The sequence below is a fragment of the Marinobacterium sp. YM272 genome (assembly GCF_050908845.1).
Taxonomy (GTDB): Bacteria; Pseudomonadota; Gammaproteobacteria; order Pseudomonadales; family Balneatricaceae; genus Marinobacterium_D.
The window spans coordinates 3,948,428-3,964,027 of sequence record NZ_CP194171.1; the positions used below are offsets into that span (position 1 = coordinate 3,948,428).

At 58.8% G+C, this 15,600-nt stretch carries 14 protein-coding genes; 3 read left to right on the forward strand and 11 right to left on the reverse strand.

Annotation, left to right across the window (positions count from 1 at the left end):
- The first annotated feature begins 154 nt into the window (after window positions 1-154).
- The 3 genes from ACQUQP_RS17595 (at window position 155) to ACQUQP_RS17605 (ending at window position 4,497) form a co-directional block, all read left to right on the forward strand.
- Entirely contained in the window at window positions 155-2,998 is a 2,844-nt protein-coding gene (locus ACQUQP_RS17595) for an FAD-binding and (Fe-S)-binding domain-containing protein (protein WP_432696336.1), read from the forward strand.
- 32 nt (window positions 2,999-3,030) lie between these two features.
- On the forward strand, window positions 3,031-3,519 hold the full coding sequence (locus ACQUQP_RS17600; protein WP_432696337.1) for a universal stress protein: 489 nt from the start codon (window positions 3,031-3,033) through the stop codon (window positions 3,517-3,519).
- Between the two features lie 84 nt (window positions 3,520-3,603).
- The gene (locus ACQUQP_RS17605) at window positions 3,604-4,497 is read left to right on the forward strand and encodes an AEC family transporter (RefSeq protein WP_432696338.1); all 894 of its coding nucleotides are present in this window, start codon (window positions 3,604-3,606) and stop codon (window positions 4,495-4,497) included.
- 53 nt (window positions 4,498-4,550) lie between these two features.
- Here the strand turns inward: ACQUQP_RS17605 and ACQUQP_RS17610 are convergent, their stop codons facing one another.
- The 11 genes from ACQUQP_RS17610 to serC form a co-directional block, all read right to left on the reverse strand.
- Entirely contained in the window at window positions 4,551-4,826 is a 276-nt protein-coding gene (locus ACQUQP_RS17610; protein WP_432696339.1) for a ComEA family DNA-binding protein, read from the reverse strand.
- 171 nt (window positions 4,827-4,997) lie between these two features.
- Window positions 4,998-5,711, reverse strand: coding sequence for an orotidine-5'-phosphate decarboxylase (pyrF, locus tag ACQUQP_RS17615; RefSeq protein ID WP_432696340.1), 714 nt, complete (start codon window positions 5,709-5,711; stop codon window positions 4,998-5,000).
- A gap of 15 nt (window positions 5,712-5,726) precedes the next feature.
- Window positions 5,727-6,923: a lipopolysaccharide assembly protein LapB gene (gene lapB, locus ACQUQP_RS17620; protein WP_432696341.1), complete on the reverse strand. Its 1,197-nt coding sequence runs from the start codon at window positions 6,921-6,923 to the stop codon at window positions 5,727-5,729.
- A gap of 1 nt (window position 6,924) precedes the next feature.
- Complete coding sequence (locus ACQUQP_RS17625) at window positions 6,925-7,230, reverse strand: LapA family protein (RefSeq protein WP_432696342.1); 306 nt, start codon at window positions 7,228-7,230, stop codon at window positions 6,925-6,927.
- Window positions 7,231-7,250: 20 nt separating this feature from the next.
- Complete coding sequence (gene ihfB / locus ACQUQP_RS17630) at window positions 7,251-7,547, reverse strand: integration host factor subunit beta (protein WP_432696343.1); 297 nt, start codon at window positions 7,545-7,547, stop codon at window positions 7,251-7,253.
- 66 nt (window positions 7,548-7,613) lie between these two features.
- Entirely contained in the window at window positions 7,614-9,293 is a 1,680-nt protein-coding gene (gene rpsA, locus ACQUQP_RS17635; RefSeq protein ID WP_432696344.1) for a 30S ribosomal protein S1, read from the reverse strand.
- Between the two features lie 28 nt (window positions 9,294-9,321).
- Window positions 9,322-10,017: a (d)CMP kinase gene (gene cmk / locus ACQUQP_RS17640; protein WP_432696345.1), complete on the reverse strand. Its 696-nt coding sequence runs from the start codon at window positions 10,015-10,017 to the stop codon at window positions 9,322-9,324.
- On the reverse strand, window positions 10,017-12,227 hold the full coding sequence (locus ACQUQP_RS17645; RefSeq protein WP_432696346.1) for a bifunctional prephenate dehydrogenase/3-phosphoshikimate 1-carboxyvinyltransferase: 2,211 nt from the start codon (window positions 12,225-12,227) through the stop codon (window positions 10,017-10,019). Before ACQUQP_RS17645 ends, cmk begins: the two co-directional genes overlap by 1 nt.
- The gene (hisC, locus tag ACQUQP_RS17650) at window positions 12,221-13,327 is read right to left on the reverse strand and encodes a histidinol-phosphate transaminase (protein ID WP_432696347.1); all 1,107 of its coding nucleotides are present in this window, start codon (window positions 13,325-13,327) and stop codon (window positions 12,221-12,223) included. Before hisC ends, ACQUQP_RS17645 begins: the two co-directional genes overlap by 7 nt.
- A gap of 35 nt (window positions 13,328-13,362) precedes the next feature.
- The gene (gene pheA, locus ACQUQP_RS17655) at window positions 13,363-14,469 is read right to left on the reverse strand and encodes a prephenate dehydratase (protein WP_432696348.1); all 1,107 of its coding nucleotides are present in this window, start codon (window positions 14,467-14,469) and stop codon (window positions 13,363-13,365) included.
- Between the two features lie 12 nt (window positions 14,470-14,481).
- Window positions 14,482-15,564, reverse strand: a complete 1,083-nt coding sequence (serC, locus tag ACQUQP_RS17660; RefSeq protein ID WP_432696349.1) for a 3-phosphoserine/phosphohydroxythreonine transaminase — start codon at window positions 15,562-15,564, stop codon at window positions 14,482-14,484.
- Between the last annotated feature and the right edge of the window lie 36 nt (window positions 15,565-15,600).

Consider the following 15,600-nt stretch of genomic DNA (forward strand, 5'->3'; position numbering starts at 1 on the left):
CGGTTAAAAAAAATACAGTACCCCAACGCTGATGGTAAATTGGTATTACCAATTTTTCAAGTTGTCCGCCAGCCCTATCATCCCTATAAAAAATCGCCCTTGGGGAAATGCATCCCCCACAGGGGCAAGACCTGTAAAAGAGGTACCCGACCCCATGCGTGCAGAATACCGGGAGTTTCTCTCAACCCTAGAGCAGTTCATCCCCGCCGAGCGCCTCGTGACCGACCCACTGAGGACACTGGCCTACGGTACTGACGCCAGCTTCTACCGGCTGATTCCCCGCATTGTGGTCAAGGCGGAAAGCGAGTGCGAAGTAGCACGCATCGTCACCGCCGCCCGGCAACACGAGATCGCCCTGACATTCCGCGCAGCGGGCACAAGCCTGTCGGGCCAGGCAATAACCGATTCGGTGCTGCTGGTGCTTGGGGATGGCTGGAACAGTCATGAAATTCTGGATGACGCCCGACGCATTCGACTGCAACCCGGCGTTATCGGCGCCCAGGCCAACCAGTACCTGGCACCCTATGGACGCAAGATCGGCCCGGATCCGGCTTCGATCAATGCCGCCAAGATAGGCGGAATCGCCGCTAACAATGCCAGCGGCATGTGCTGTGGTACCGCGCATAACAGTTATCGCACGCTCGACTCCATGCGCCTGATTCTAGCCGATGGCACAGTGCTGGATACTGCCGACCCGCAGAGCATCGACGCATTTAAAGAGAGTCATCACGCCTTGCTCGATGCGCTGGAGTCCCTCGCCAAGCTGACGCGTACCAACGAGCCCCTGGCGCAACGGATCGCGCACAAGTACCGGCTGAAAAACACCACCGGCTACGCGCTCAATGCGCTGATCGATTACGAAGATCCCATCGACATTCTTCAGCACTTGATGATCGGCTCTGAGGGTACGCTCGGCTTCATCTCGGAAATTGTCTACCGCACCGTCCCGGATCACCCACACAAGGCTTCGGCACTGGTGTTTTTCGATCAGCTGCAGACCTCCTGCGAGGCCGTCGCCAGGGTCAAGTCCACACCGGTCGATGCCGTCGAGCTGATCGACAGGGCCGGCCTTCGCTCTATCGAAACCAAAGCGGGGATGCCCGCCTTTATAAAGGAGCTGCCGGACAGCGCCGCCGCCCTGCTGATCGAAACCCGAGCCGCTGACGAGCATACGCTTTCGCAACAGATCAGCGAGATCTCAGCGGCCATCAGTGAGTTACCCACGACTCGACCGGTCGAGTTCTCAACAGATCCTGCACTGTGCGCGCAATACTGGGCCATTCGCAAGGGGCTCTTCCCGGCGGTTGGCGCAGTTCGAACGACCGGCACCACGGTAATTATCGAGGATATAGCGGTGCCGGTTCCGCAGCTCGCCGAAGCGGTGGCCGAACTGCACAAGCTGTTCGAGCACTGGGGTTACACGGAAGCGATCATTTTTGGACATGCACTTGAGGGCAACCTTCATTTCGTCTTCACCCAGGCATTTGATACCCGGGAGGCGATCGAGCGCTACTCGGGGCTGATGGACGATGTATCCAACCTGGTTACGGGACGGTACGACGGCTCTCTGAAAGCAGAGCACGGCACCGGCCGCAATATGGCGCCCTACGTGGAGCTTGAATGGGGTACAGATGCCTACGAGCTGATGTGGGAGTTGAAGCGCCTGCTCGATCCACAGGAGATACTTAACCCGGGAGTCATCCTGAACTCTGATCCACAGATCCATCTCAGCAACCTCAAACCTATGCCGGCAGCCGATCAACGCATTGATACCTGCATAGAATGCGGCTTCTGTGAGCCGACCTGCCCCTCCCGTGCACTGACCACCACACCGCGCCAGCGTATTGCGATCTGGCGCGAGATCGCGCGACTGGAAGCCAGTGGAGAGGACCCGAAAAGACTCGAAGCTCTGCGCAGAGACTACGCCTACCATGGCGAGGAAACCTGTGCCGGCTGCGGTTTATGCTCCATCGCCTGTCCCGTTGGTATCAATACCGGCGATCTGACACGGGCGATCCGTCACGAACGCAACCAAGGTAAAGAAGGCAGCGCGAACTGGATCGCCAACCACTTCAGCGGCGTCAGCCAGGCCGGGCGTATTGCACTGAAAAGTGCCGATGCGTTGCACGGGCTTATTGGCACCGACAATATGCAGCGCCTGACCAACGCGGCACGCAGGGTATCGGGCAACAGAGTCCAAAAATGGCTGCCAACCATGCCCACAGCAGCCTCCAGACCCAGGCAACGCAAACCGGAGGTGACCAGCCAGCGGGAAAAAGTCGTCTACCTGCCCAGCTGCGCCAGCCGCGTGATGGGGCCGCAACGTGACACCGAGCTGCAATCCAGCTTGATGGAGGTGACAGAGGCACTGCTTTCCAAGGCCGGCTTCGAGGTGCTTTACCCGCAAAACCTGGACGCACTCTGTTGCGGTATGCCGTTCCAGTCCAAGGGCCTGTTTGATACGGCCGACAGAAAATCTGCAGAGCTGAACCGGGAGTTGCTGCATATCACGGAAAATGGCCGCATCCCGGTCTATTCTGATACCAGTCCATGCAGTCTGAGACTCGGTGACCAGCTTGACCCCGCCCTGCAGCTTTTCGATAGCATCGACTTTATCGATCAGTTTCTGCTGGAACGGCTCAGGATTACACCGACCGACGAGGAAATTGCCCTGCATATCACCTGCAGTGCAACCCGTATGGGGCAGGCAGAAAAACTTAAGCGGATCGCCTCGCGCCTGGCGCGAAACGTGGTGATCCCGGAAGGGATCGGCTGTTGCGGTTTTGCCGGCGATAAAGGCTTCAGCACGCCGGAACTCAACGCCAATGCCCTGCGAACACTTAAAGAGCAGGTCGATCACTGCAGCGGTGGCTACTCCAGCAGCCGAACCTGCGAGATCGGCCTCAGCCAACACAGCGGGATCGAGTACCGATCCCTCGTGTACCTGCTGGAACAGTGTGCCGAATACAACCCAACAGAGGACCGGGCTGCGCGCTGATCGACAGCTTAAAGCCGGTTAAGGAGAACGCCATGTCACTACCGCAGATCAAGACCATCCTGTACACCACATCACTCGGTGAGCACACCCGTCCGGTATTCCGGCAAGCGGTGAATCTCGCCAACCAGTTCCAGGCACATCTGCTGATGCTGCATGTGGTTGAGCCCGTTGGCGAAATGGGGCGTGCACTTATCCACACCTACCTGCCCGAGGATGTGATCACGAAAATGCACGATGAGGGGATCGATCGGGTTCTGGGCCAGATGAAAGAAAGGCTGGAAAAATACCGTGACGAAGAACTCAAGGAACTCGACCACGATATCGCCTTTGATGTAGAGCCGGTGATCGCCGAAGGCCAGCATGCCGATACCATTCTGTCACAGGCTGCCAAGCTCAATGCAGACATCATTGTAATGGGGCAGGAGAACACCTTCGGCCACCACAGCGCCACTACACATCAAGTGGTAAGACGCGCTAAGATCCCTGTCTTTGTCGTGCCTACCGGCAAAGAATACCTGTAATTTTTCGACGCCTGCCGGGACGCCTTCAGGTGTCCCGGCACCGTTTTAACTCCATTTCACGGCGCCCGAACTTAAGGACCTAGGATGGACGCCACCGTATCAGTTCTGCTCGAACGTATTTTTCAGACTGTCTTCCCGCTCGTAGCCATCGTGGGCCTTGGCTATTTATGTGCCCGCCGGACTCACACCGATATGTCTGTCGCGAACCGCCTGAATATCGACCTGTTCGCACCGGCACTGATTTTTTCCGTCATGTCAGCAAAATCCTTTGACCCGATCGCGCATCAGAACCTGGCGCTGGCAGGACTAATGGTGGTCCTTGCCTCCGGGTTACTTGTCTGGCCACTCTGTCGTTTTATCGGCGTGTCACCGAAAACCCTGGTCCCGCCGGTGATGTTCAACAATAGCGGTAACCTGGGCCTGCCGCTGATCGTGCTGGCTTTCGGTGAAGAGGCGCTGGCCGCTGCCGTTGTACTGTTCGTGGTGGAAAACCTGCTCCATTTCACGGTGGGCATGTTTATTCTCGATAGCCGGACCAACCCGCTGAAACTGGTGCGCAACCCGATGATTGTGGCAACGGTGGCCGGCCTGGCCTGGAGCCTGTTCAACCTTCCGCTTCCCCAGGCAATCAAAACACCCATCGACATGCTGGGGCAGATTGCGATTCCGCTGATGCTCTTTGCGCTGGGTGTGCGGATGACCAGTATCGATTTCTCCAACTGGAAAACGGGACTCTGGGGAGCGGTACTGACGCCATTGAGCGGTATTATCGTGGCGATTCCCACCATTTGGCTGCTGGGGCTGGAAGGCCGGGATGCAGCCTTTCTTATCCTCTTCGGCGCCCTGCCCCCTGCGGTACTGAACTATATGGTCTCCGAACGTTACAACCAGGAGCCACACCAGGTCGCCTCCATCGTACTGATCGGCAATGTCGCCAGCCTTGTGGTGATTCCGTTGACACTGGCATTCATTCTGTAAACGCAAAAAAGCCGGCCCAGAGGCCGGCTCAATGACTCGCTCAGTTCACTCAGTTATTGCGGCGCAACCGCCTCAAGCTGGATCTGATCGCGGTTTTTATCCACGGTGGCCGGCCCAATGCCACTGACCTCCGCCAGCTGATCGACACTGGTGAACGGACCAAACTGGTCACGATACGCCACGATCGCTGCCGCTTTCGAGGGACCAACACCATTAAGTGCGGCGGCAATCTGCTCGGCAGACGCTGTATTGATATCCACGGGAGCGGCAATAGCGAACGGGGAAGCGATAGACAGCGCCAAACCAAACGCCTTAACGAAATTACGCATGGGAAAATTCCTTTTTTCAGTGCATGTATCGGCAACGTGACGTCACCGGCAGGTCGTCCTGACCTGCTTCCACTATATCGCCCCAAAACACGAATTCAACAACACAGCGCAAAATTCAGTCGATGTCGGGCTTGGTTTCGACCAGGCTCCCCAAACCCGAGCGCCGCTAAATCAAGCCTGCTGCGCCGCATCCACTTCGGCGAGAATCTCTTCGACGGCCCGTGACGGATCCGCCGCCTGGGTAATCGGCCGGCCGACTACCAGGTAGCTGGCTCCGGCCCGAACGGCATCAGCAGGTGTCAGAATACGGCGCTGATCGCCGGCACTGGCAGTAGCCGGCCGGATGCCCGGCGTCACCAGATCAAACTCACCCGCAATTTCACGGCGCAGCATCTCGGCTTCCTGCGCCGAGCAGACGACACCATCGAGACCGCAGTCATGGGTCAGTCCTGCCAGGCGACGCACCTGTTCCATCGGCTCCAGATCCAGGCCGATCTCGGCAAGATCGCTACGCTCCATACTGGTCAATACGGTCACTGCGATTAACTTGGTATCCCCGGAAACCTGTTCCAGCTCTTCCCGCGCGGCGGTCATCATTCTGCGCCCGCCACTGGCATGGACATTAACCATCCAGACGCCCAGCTCTGCTGCCGCACGCACCGCCTTGGCGACCGTGTTGGGGATATCATGAAACTTGAGATCCAGGAACAGATCGAAGCCCTGCGCCTGGAGCGCCTCGACAACGGCCGGACCCGAGCGGGTAAAAAGCTCCTTACCCACCTTTACCCGGCACTTGGACGGATCCAGCCTGGCGGCCATATCCAGCGCCGCTGCCTGTTCCGGATAATCCAGTGCAACAATGACCGGCTTTTCTATTTTCTTCATCGTTTCCAAACCTGTTTATTCGCCTTCCAGCCCCTGTATGGGCCTTGTACTGTCCCACTGACGACAGGAAGGGCAGTGCCAATGGAGCGTACGCCCGGCAAAGCCGCAATGACCGCATCGATAGACGGGCTTGCTCAGTTCCAGCTGACCGGTAAGCCCGCGCAGTATGGAGAGACTCTCCCGCGCACTGCTGGCGCCGTATTCGAGGTGCAGATCTATCAGCCGGTTAAAGCCGCGTATCGACGGGCGGCTTTTCAGTTCATCGGTAATGAATTGCCCGGCTGCCATTACACCGTCACGCTCTTGCAGCAGTTCTGCCCTGGCCAGCAACACCGTCGTTGACGGCGCGTGAACCATACACTCTTCAAGGTAGCTTTCAAACTGCGTAAGCCGATTCAGCTCCCGATAGCAGCGCTGCAGGTCAGCAATCGTTTCCGATACGAACAGCGGGTCCTGCTCGCGCACGGCTCGCAACGCAGTTATCGCCACCTGCCACTGACCACGCTCCATCGCCATCCGGGCCTGGAGCAGGTTGGCCCGCACTGCGTCAGCGTTAAATCTGAGCGCCTCGGCAAGGCAGGTCTGGACCTCTTTCCAACGCTTTCGCGCCAGGCTGTTTTCGGCCAGTTCACAGCAATATTGCGCCAGCTCGCGACCGATACGCTGCTGCCCTTCCGCCTCCAGCTGCCGCCCCATGCGCAGGGCATCACTCCACTCCCCCTCTTTTTCATAGAGTTTGACCAGCAGTTCGAGAGCGCTGGTTTTCATCTCCGGAGAAGGGTTTTCGCGGATTATATCGTGGAGCAGATTTTCAGCGCGATCGAGCAGTCCGATCGCCTCGTAGTCACGGGCGAGCGCCATCTGGATTCGGATAAAGTCTGCATGCTCAAGCCCGGGGCGGGCCAGCAGTGTCTGATGCACCCTGATAGCACGATCGACGTCACCCTTGCGGCGCAGTAACCGGGCGATCGCCAGATGCGCGGGGATGGTATCTGAATTTATCTCAAGAGCGCGGACAAAGCTTTCGATCGCCTCATCCGTGCGATCGCTCATCAGGTAGTTCAGCCCCTGGAAATACTCCCGGCTCAGACCTGATGCCTGATTATCCGCCGGGGAGGCTCTGTGTCCCAAGAGAGGCCAGCCGCGCCCGAGCGACCAACCTATCGCTATCGCGACAACCAGCAGAAGCAGGAGCAGTGGATCAAAGGGCATTTCAGGCTGAGTCTTTCAGCGCCATGGCGCGAAGCCGGTCTATCTCTTCTCTACTGTGGGTCACTTTGCGTTGCGCACGGCTCAAGCGCGTCTTGAGCGCCATGATGGTCAGACTGCTTAACAACACACCGCAGAACCCGCCAGCCACAAAGGCAAGAATAAGCCAGAGGGAAAGGGTCGCTTCCGGCAACGTGAAGAACACCAGGTCTATGGTTACCGGCTCGGTGTTATGTACGGTAAACAGTATACCCACGGCAAGTATCGCTAAACCGATCACCGCGGCTACCAGGGTTTTAATCCAGTTCACAAAAAGACCTCTAGCTTGCCTCAGGAATCGTCCTGAAGGCTATCGTTGACCTGATCGCGGAGTTCCTTGCCAGGTTTGAAGTGGGGTACGTACTTTTCAGGTAAGGGGACCGATTCACCGGTCTTGGGGTTACGTCCAATACGCGGCGCCCGGTAATGCAGCGAGAAACTGCCAAAGCCTCGTATCTCGATACGATCGCCTTCGGCCAACGCTTCCGTCATATGATCCAGCATGGTCTTAACCGCCAGCTCGACATCCTTAACCGATAACTGAGGATGAGCATCTATCAGGTGCTCAATCAATTCCGACTTTGTCATATCAGCTCCTCGCCGAAGTTACGGGGCCGGGACGCCGACCCCAGGCCGGCTGACCCGAGTGCCCGATCAGGAATCCCGCTTGTCCATCTGTGCCTTGATCAGATCACCGATCGTGGTTGGTCCCGACTCGTCAGCCTGTTCCTGAACCGACTTGAGCGCTTCCTTCTGTTCCCGGATCTCCACCTGCTTGACCGACAGATTGATCACTCGATTACGGCGATCAACACTCTGAATCGCCGCTTCAACCTCATCGCCAACACTGAGTTCGCTGGTCAGGTCGTCGATAAGATCACGGGACAGCTCCGATACCTTCAGTATCCCGTCAATCCCTTCCTGCAAGTTGACCGTGGCCTGGCGCGGAGTCACCTCGGTTACCTGACCTTTGACAACAGCCCCTTTCGGATTCTGATCGACATACTCGATGAACGGGTCCGAATTAAGCTGCTTGATACCCAGCGCAATGCGCTCTCGCTCGGGGTCGATGGAGAGTACCTGGGCCTCAACCTCCTGCCCCTTGGCATACTGCTTGACGACCTCATCGCCCGACTCATCCCAGGACAGGTCGGAAAGATGAACCAGACCGTCGATGCCCCCTTCCAGCCCGATGAACACACCGAAATCGGTGATCGAGCGGATGGCACCGCTAATACGGTCGCCTTTCTTGTAGCTGGAGGCGAATGCCTGCCAGGGGTTCTGCTTGCACTGTTTCATCCCCAGGGAGATGCGTCGCCGCTGCTGATCGATATCGAGGATCATCACCTCGACCTCTTCACCGACGGAGACAACCTTGGAGGGGTGAATGTTCTTGTTGGTCCAGTCCATCTCGGAGACATGCACCAGGCCTTCAATGCCTTCTGCGATCTCCGCGAAGCAACCGTAATCGGTGAGGTTGGTCACCTTCGCCGTGACTTTATCGCCAACGTTATAATCCTTGGTCAGCTGGTTCCACGGATCTTCCTTAAGCTGCTTGAGGCCCAGGGATACCCGGCTACGTTCGCGATCAAACTTGAGCACTTTAACGTCGATTTCATCGCCGATATTGAGCACTTCGCTCGGGTGCTTCACGCGTTTCCAGGCGATATCGGTTATATGCAGCAGGCCGTCTATGCCCCCCAGATCGATAAAGGCGCCATAGTCGGTGAGATTCTTGACCACACCCTTGAGAACCAGGCCCTCTTCCATCTTCTCAAGGAGTTTTTCGCGCTCTTCACTGTATACAGCCTCGAGCACGGCACGACGGGAGACGACAATATTGTTGGTGCGGGCATCCAGCTTGACCAGTTTGAACTCAAGCTCCTGCCCTTCGAGGTGAGAGGTATCACGCAGGGGACGAATATCAACCAGAGAACCGGGGAGGAAGGCGTTGATGCCGTTAACGTCGACGGTTAAGCCACCACGCACCTTGCCGGTGATGTGCCCGGTAACGGTCTCTTCAGACTCATAGGCCTGTTCCAGCACCGCCCAGGCTTCAGCGCGTTTGGCTTTTTCACGAGAAAGCTGGGTAGATCCGAAGCCGTCTTCGAGCGCCTCAAGCGCCACGCGTACCTCGTCACCCACCTGGAGAGTCACCTCGCCATCCTCATTGCGGAACTGGTCCAGCGGGATAACCCCTTCAGACTTCAGCCCAGCATTGACGATGGCAAAATCATTATCGATCGCAACCACGGTGCCCGTTACGATCGACCCTGGGGCCATATCCAGGTCTTTCAGACTCTCCTCGAACAGCTCAGCAAAACTCTCGCTCATCACCCTCGGTCCTCAAAATGGAGCCGCGTCAGCGCAGCCCTCTGTGTCTCGCTTCGTCCAGCACCGCCAGCAAAACCTCATCTATCGTCATCTTGGTGGAATCAAGAATAATTGCATCAGGCGCCGGTTTAAGAGGCGCGACGGCGCGATTCATATCGCGATCGTCACGAGCCTTTATATCGTCCAGTATTAAATCAAGGCTAGCACCCAGCCCCTTGCTAATCAACTGGTTATAACGACGCCGCGCGCGCTCCTCCGCACTGGCATCCAGGTAGATTTTCAGCGGCGCCTGCGGGAACACCACTGTCCCCATATCACGGCCGTCCGCGACCAGCCCCGGGGGCTGTACAAAATCGCGCTGGCGGCTCAGCAGCGCCTCCCGCACCGGTCCCAGAGCGGCAACGACGGAAGCATCGGCACCGACCTCTTCGGTCCGGATCGCCAGGGTAACCTCTTCTCCTTCAAGCACTATCTGAAGGTCTTCATCCTTGTCACCGGCAATAAACTTAACATCCAGGTGCGCGGCGAGAACCTCCAGCGCTTCGGTGTCATCGAGACTCACACCGTGGTGCCGCGCCGCCAGGGCGGTGAGACGGTAGAGTGCACCGCTATCAAGCAGATGCCACCCCAGCGAACGCGCCAGCAGTTTACACAGAGTGCCTTTTCCGGACCCACTCGGTCCATCGACAGTAATAACGGGCACTTGTTGTTCTTGGCAGGACATCAGTCCTCCTCCTTAAATAAAGCAATTCCAATACGTCTTGCCAGATCCGAAAATTCTGGACTGAATGAGGTAACCGATTCGCAGCCGGTAATTTCGAGAGGGCCTTCGGCGCGCAGAGCAGCAATGACCAGCGCCATCGCTACCCGGGGATCGCCGCCGGAATTAACCACGCCGGACTTTATCTCTCCCCCGCTCAGCCTCAACTCTTTATCTGTTATCGATATATCTACGCCTGCCTGCTGCAACGCCTCTGCCATCAGTTTAAGCCGTTTATTTGACAACGGCGTCTCCGCGCCGGCAAAAGACAGGCAGGTTTCCCCCCGGGCACAGGCCGCAGCCACCAGCAACGCCGGGCACTCGTCCAGTGCCAGCCGGCTCAATTCTGCCGGAATCCTCACCCCGGTCAGCGGCGCATAACGCACCCGGATATCGGCCACCGGCTCGGCGCAATCCTCACGCGCATTACAGAGTTCGATATCCGCGCCCATCAGCCGCAAAAGCTCGACCAGTCCTATGCGCGTCGGGTTGATTCCCAGGTGCTCCAGCGTCAGCTCAGCGCCCGGCGTTATGGTCGCGGCCACCAGGAAGTAGGCTGCCAGTGACAGATCCCCCGGTATGCGCAGCTGCGTCGCCTGCAGGCGTTTACCCGGCTCGATACACAGTTTGTCATTCAGCTGTTCCGGCGCGCAGCCAAAGCGACCCAGCATACGTTCGGTATGGTCACGACTGCGGCCAAGCTGCTCCAGACAGAGAGGACCTTCGGCATAGAGACCTGCCAGCAGCAGCGCGGATTTGACCTGAGCGCTGCTGATTTTGACGGCTTGCGCCGGGCTCTTCAGCTCCGCCGGGCTGATCTTCAACGGTGGGCGGAATCCTGGTCCGGTTTCAATCTTGGCTCCGAGCAGACGCAGCGATTCAACCACTGTCTGCATGGATACCTCGCTCAGCGCCTCATCACCACAAAGTTCGCTGGCGAACGGCTGAGCGGATAACAGACCACACAGCAGGCGCATCGAGGTACCGGATGAACCCAGATAGATCGGCCCCACCGGCGGTTGCAGACCGTTCAACCCGACGCCATAAACACGTACCCGCCCCTGATGGGGCCCTTCGATAACCACGCCGAGATCCCGAAACGCCTGCAGCGTCGCCAGGCTGTCTTCGCCATCGACGAAGCCTTCAATATCGGTAATACCGTCGGCAAGAGCGGCGAGGATGATGGCGCGATGGGAGATCGAGCGATCGCCCGATACCGCCACCGTGCCGGTAATTTTACCCTTGGGGCGCACCAGAAAACGTGCCGGTCGCTGCTGCTCGGGTGAGTACGCCGAGCGTGCCAGAATGCGGGAGAAATGTTCGCGCGCCGAGCGCGCCCGGGTAAATATGCCCAGCAACGCCTGGCTGTCGCCCCGGTCTATGGCATCACGCAGACGGGCAACACCGCCACTGAAACGGTCAATCTGCGTCAGCAACTGCTGCCGGTTGGCAAAACAGATGTCGTGCCACATGCTGGGGTCGCTGGCGGCAATGCGGGTAAAGTCACGAAACCCACCGGCCGCATAACGAAAGATATCGGTATTTTCTGCCTCATGGGCCAGGGTATCGACCAGGGAAAACGCCAGCAGATGCGGTAGATGACTGGTCGCTGCCAGCACCTCGTCGTGCCGCGCCACATCCATCTGCAACACCTCTGCGCCGACCCCCTGCCAGAGTCGTGCGATCGCCAGGGTGGCTTGCGGATCCGATTCAGGCAGCGGTGTCAGGATCACTTTGCGACGCACAAACAGATCACTGTCGGAAGCACCCACGCCGCTTTTTTCCGCACCCGCGATCGGATGTCCAGGGACGAAACCGGGCGGAAGCTCGCCAAACAGGGCTCGCGCAGCCATCACCAGGTTACCCTTGGTGCTGCCCACATCGGTGATCAGCGTATCTTCGCGCAGCCAGGGCCTGATCGTCGCCAGCACGGTTTCCATCACCTTGACCGGCACCGCCAGCAGCACCAGACCGGCCTGCCTGACCTCGGTTTCAAGATCCTCACCGATGCGGTCGATGACATTGAGCGACAGGCCCAGCTCACACTCGGCCCGGTTCAGGTCGTAGCCAACCACCTCGTCAATGAGGTCGCGCTGTTTCAGCGCCCGCGCCAGCGACCCGCCGATCAGTCCAAGGCCGATGACCAGCACCCGTGCAGTGGAGAAGTTCAACACGCCAGCACCTTTTCCAGCGCCACCAGCAGGCGGCGGTTTTCCTCGGCAAGCCCCACGGTGACACGCAGGTGATCATTGAGGCCGTAGGGCGCCAGCGGGCGTGGAATCACTCCCTCTCTGAGCAGCGCGTCAAACACCGGCTGAGCGGGACGCTTGAGATCAAGCAGCAGAAAGTTGCCCTGGGTCGGCAGGTATCCAAGCCCAAGCTGGCTGAAACCCTCGCTTAGCTGAGCCACCCCCTTACGGTTTACCTCCAGGGTTTTCTGCAGATGTTCACTGTCGAACAGCGCTGCCTCGGCAGCCGCAAGCGCCGCCGAATTGACGTTGAACGGATCCCGCACCCGGTTCATCAGATCGGTCACCGCCGGATCCGCCACAGCGAAACCAACCCGCAACCCCGCCAGACCATAGGCCTTGGAAAAAGTGCGCAGTACGATCAGGTTGGCATAGTCGTCGATCAGACTCAGACCGTCCGGCAGACCGGCGGATGGATCAACATATTCGGTATAGGCTTCATCCAGCACCACCAGCACCTGGGGCGGCACGGCGTCCATAAAGCGCACCAGCTGCTCACGGGTGAACCAGGTACCGGTGGGGTTGTTGGGGTTGGCCAGGAAAATCAGCCGCGTTTTCTCGCCGATGGCCGCGGCCATGGCATCCAGATCGTGGCCGGCATCCTTCGCTGGCACAACGACCGGCTCCGCATCGACGAAACGCGCTGCCAGCGCGTAGGCGATAAAGCTGTACTCGGAATAGATGATCTGCTCGCCCGGGCGCACGAAAACCCGTGCTGCCAGACTGATCAGTTCATTCGAGCCGTTACCCAGCGTCAGGCGCTCCGACGCCAGGCCGAACCGCTCTCGCAACGCCGCCTTCAGGCGAAAACCGGCGGCATCGGGATAACGGGTCATACCGCTGAGCGCCGCGGTCGCCGCCTGCAGCGCCGCCGGGCTTGGGCCCAGCGGGTTCTCATTACTCGCCAGGCTGACGATATCGGTCAGACCCAGCTCACGCTCCAGCTCTGCGGCGGGTTTGCCCGGACGATAGGGAGCAAGGTCGGAAACGCCTGCAGACGCAAGACTATAAAGATCAAAACTCATGGAGATGCACTGCTCCCACTCTCTACAACGTGCCTTTACAACACAGCCTTCGGATAGGATCCCAGGCGTTTCAACTCCACCGAGCCGGATTCCAGCTCCTGCAGCAGTTCGGCCACTTCCGGGCTGTCTGCGTGGCCTTCAAAATCCACGTAAAACAGCATATCCCAGGCCGACTGCGGCGCGGCGCGACTCTCCACACGGGTCAGGCTGATGTTGCGCTTACGGAACGGCTCCAGCAGCTCGTATAGCGCGCCGGGACGGTCGTGGGCCATCAACAGGATAGAGGTTTTATCCTGCCCACTGGCGCCCACCGCCTGACGACCGATGACCAGATAGCGGGTTCTGCTATCGGGCTGGTCTTCGATGTTGGACTGGGCCAGTTGCAAACCGAACAGATCCGCCGATACATCACCGCCTATCGCGGCGGCGCTGCTGGACTCGGCCGCTTTACGCGCCGCCTCGGCGTTGGATTCAACCTCAACGCACTTTACGTCGGCACAGCGGGCTTCCAGCCAGTGACGGCACTGATTAAACGCAAAGGGGTGGGCATAGATAACATCGAGACGCTCCAGCTCAGCCGGATCGGTCATCAGCAGATGTTGATGGGTACTCAGCTCTACCTCGCCACAGATGCCGAGATTAAAACGGCTGAACAGATCCAGGGCGTGATTGACTGCGCCATCTTCCGCGTTTTCGATCGGCACGACACCATAGTTTGCGTGCCCTGCCTCCACGTCACGGAACACCGCATCCAGGCTGTCCAGCGCCTTGCAACGTGCCGAGTGACCGAAATGCTTCAGTGCCGCCTGCTGGGTGAAGTTCGCCTCGGGACCGAGAAACACCACATCAAGCGGCTGCTCCAGCGCCAGACAGACCGACATCACCTCACGAAACAGGCGTGCCACCTCCTGATCCGGCAGCGGCCCTTCGTTGCGGGACATCACCTTTCTCAGCACCTGAGCCTCGCGCTCGGGGCGGTAGAATACCGCCTCTTCAGTGCCGCCGCGGGTTTTGATTTCCGCCACACTCTGGGCGCAACGTGCACGTTCGTTCAGCAGGCGATGGATCTCGCGATCGATCTCGTCGATGCGGTCGCGCACTTTACCCAGCGCCTGCTCCTGCTGCTGTTTACTATCGCTCATCGGTTACGCCGCTCATCCTGCTGTGCGTTCAAATTCACGCATAAAGGCGATCAGCGCATCCACGGATGCTTCCGGTACCGCGTTGTAGATACTGGCACGCATACCGCCTACCGAGCGGTGCCCTTTCAGGTTCAGCAGACCGTTGGCCTGGGCCTCTTCAAGGAAACGCGCATCGAGGCTGCTGTCGGCCAGGGTGAACGGCACGTTCATCAGCGAGCGGTTAGGCTTTACGATCGGGTTGGCATAGAAATCGGAGCCATCGATGGCGGCATACAGCTTTTCCGCCTTGCGCTGGTTGCGCAGGGCCATAGCATCAACACCGCCCTGCTGCTTGAGCCATTTGAATACCAGGCCGGTCATGTACCAGGCAAAGGTCGGCGGGGTGTTGTTCATGGAGCCGGCTTCGGCGTGAACCTTGTAGTCGAACATGGTCGGCGTGCCAGCCAGAGTGTCACCGATCAGATCGTCCCGCACGATAACCACGGTCAGACCCGCCGGGCCGATATTCTTCTGCGCGCCAGCGTAGATCAGGCCGTAGCGGCTGACATCGATCGGCCGCGCCAGGATATCGGAGGACATATCCGCCACCAGGGGCACACTGCCGGTGTCCGGCACATAGTCGAACTCGAGACCACCGATGGTTTCGTTGGTGGTGTAGTGGACGTAGGCGGCATCGCCGTTGAGGGCCAGCTCGCTCTGCACCGGTACGCGGGTGTAACCCTCCGCTTCGGTGCTGGCGGCCAGGGAGACACTGGCGTATCGGGAAGCTTCCTTGATCGCCTTGCGTGACCAGACACCGGTGTTGATATAGTCGGCGCTGTTGCCGCCGCGCAGCAGGTTCATCGGCACCATGCCGAACTGGCTGGTAGCGCCCCCCTGCAGGAACAGCACCTTGTAGTTATCCGGGATCGCCAGCAGGTCACGCAGATCCTGCTCAGCCGTTTCAGCCACGTCGACAAATGCCTTGTCGCGGTGGCTCATCTCCATCACGGATAAACCCAGCCCCTGCCAATCCAGCATCTCTTGCTGGGCCTGCTCCAGAACCTCGACAGGCAGTGCGGCGGGGCCGGCACTGAAGTTATGCTTACGTGTCATTTTTGGTATCAACTCCAGACATAGATACAGCAGCGG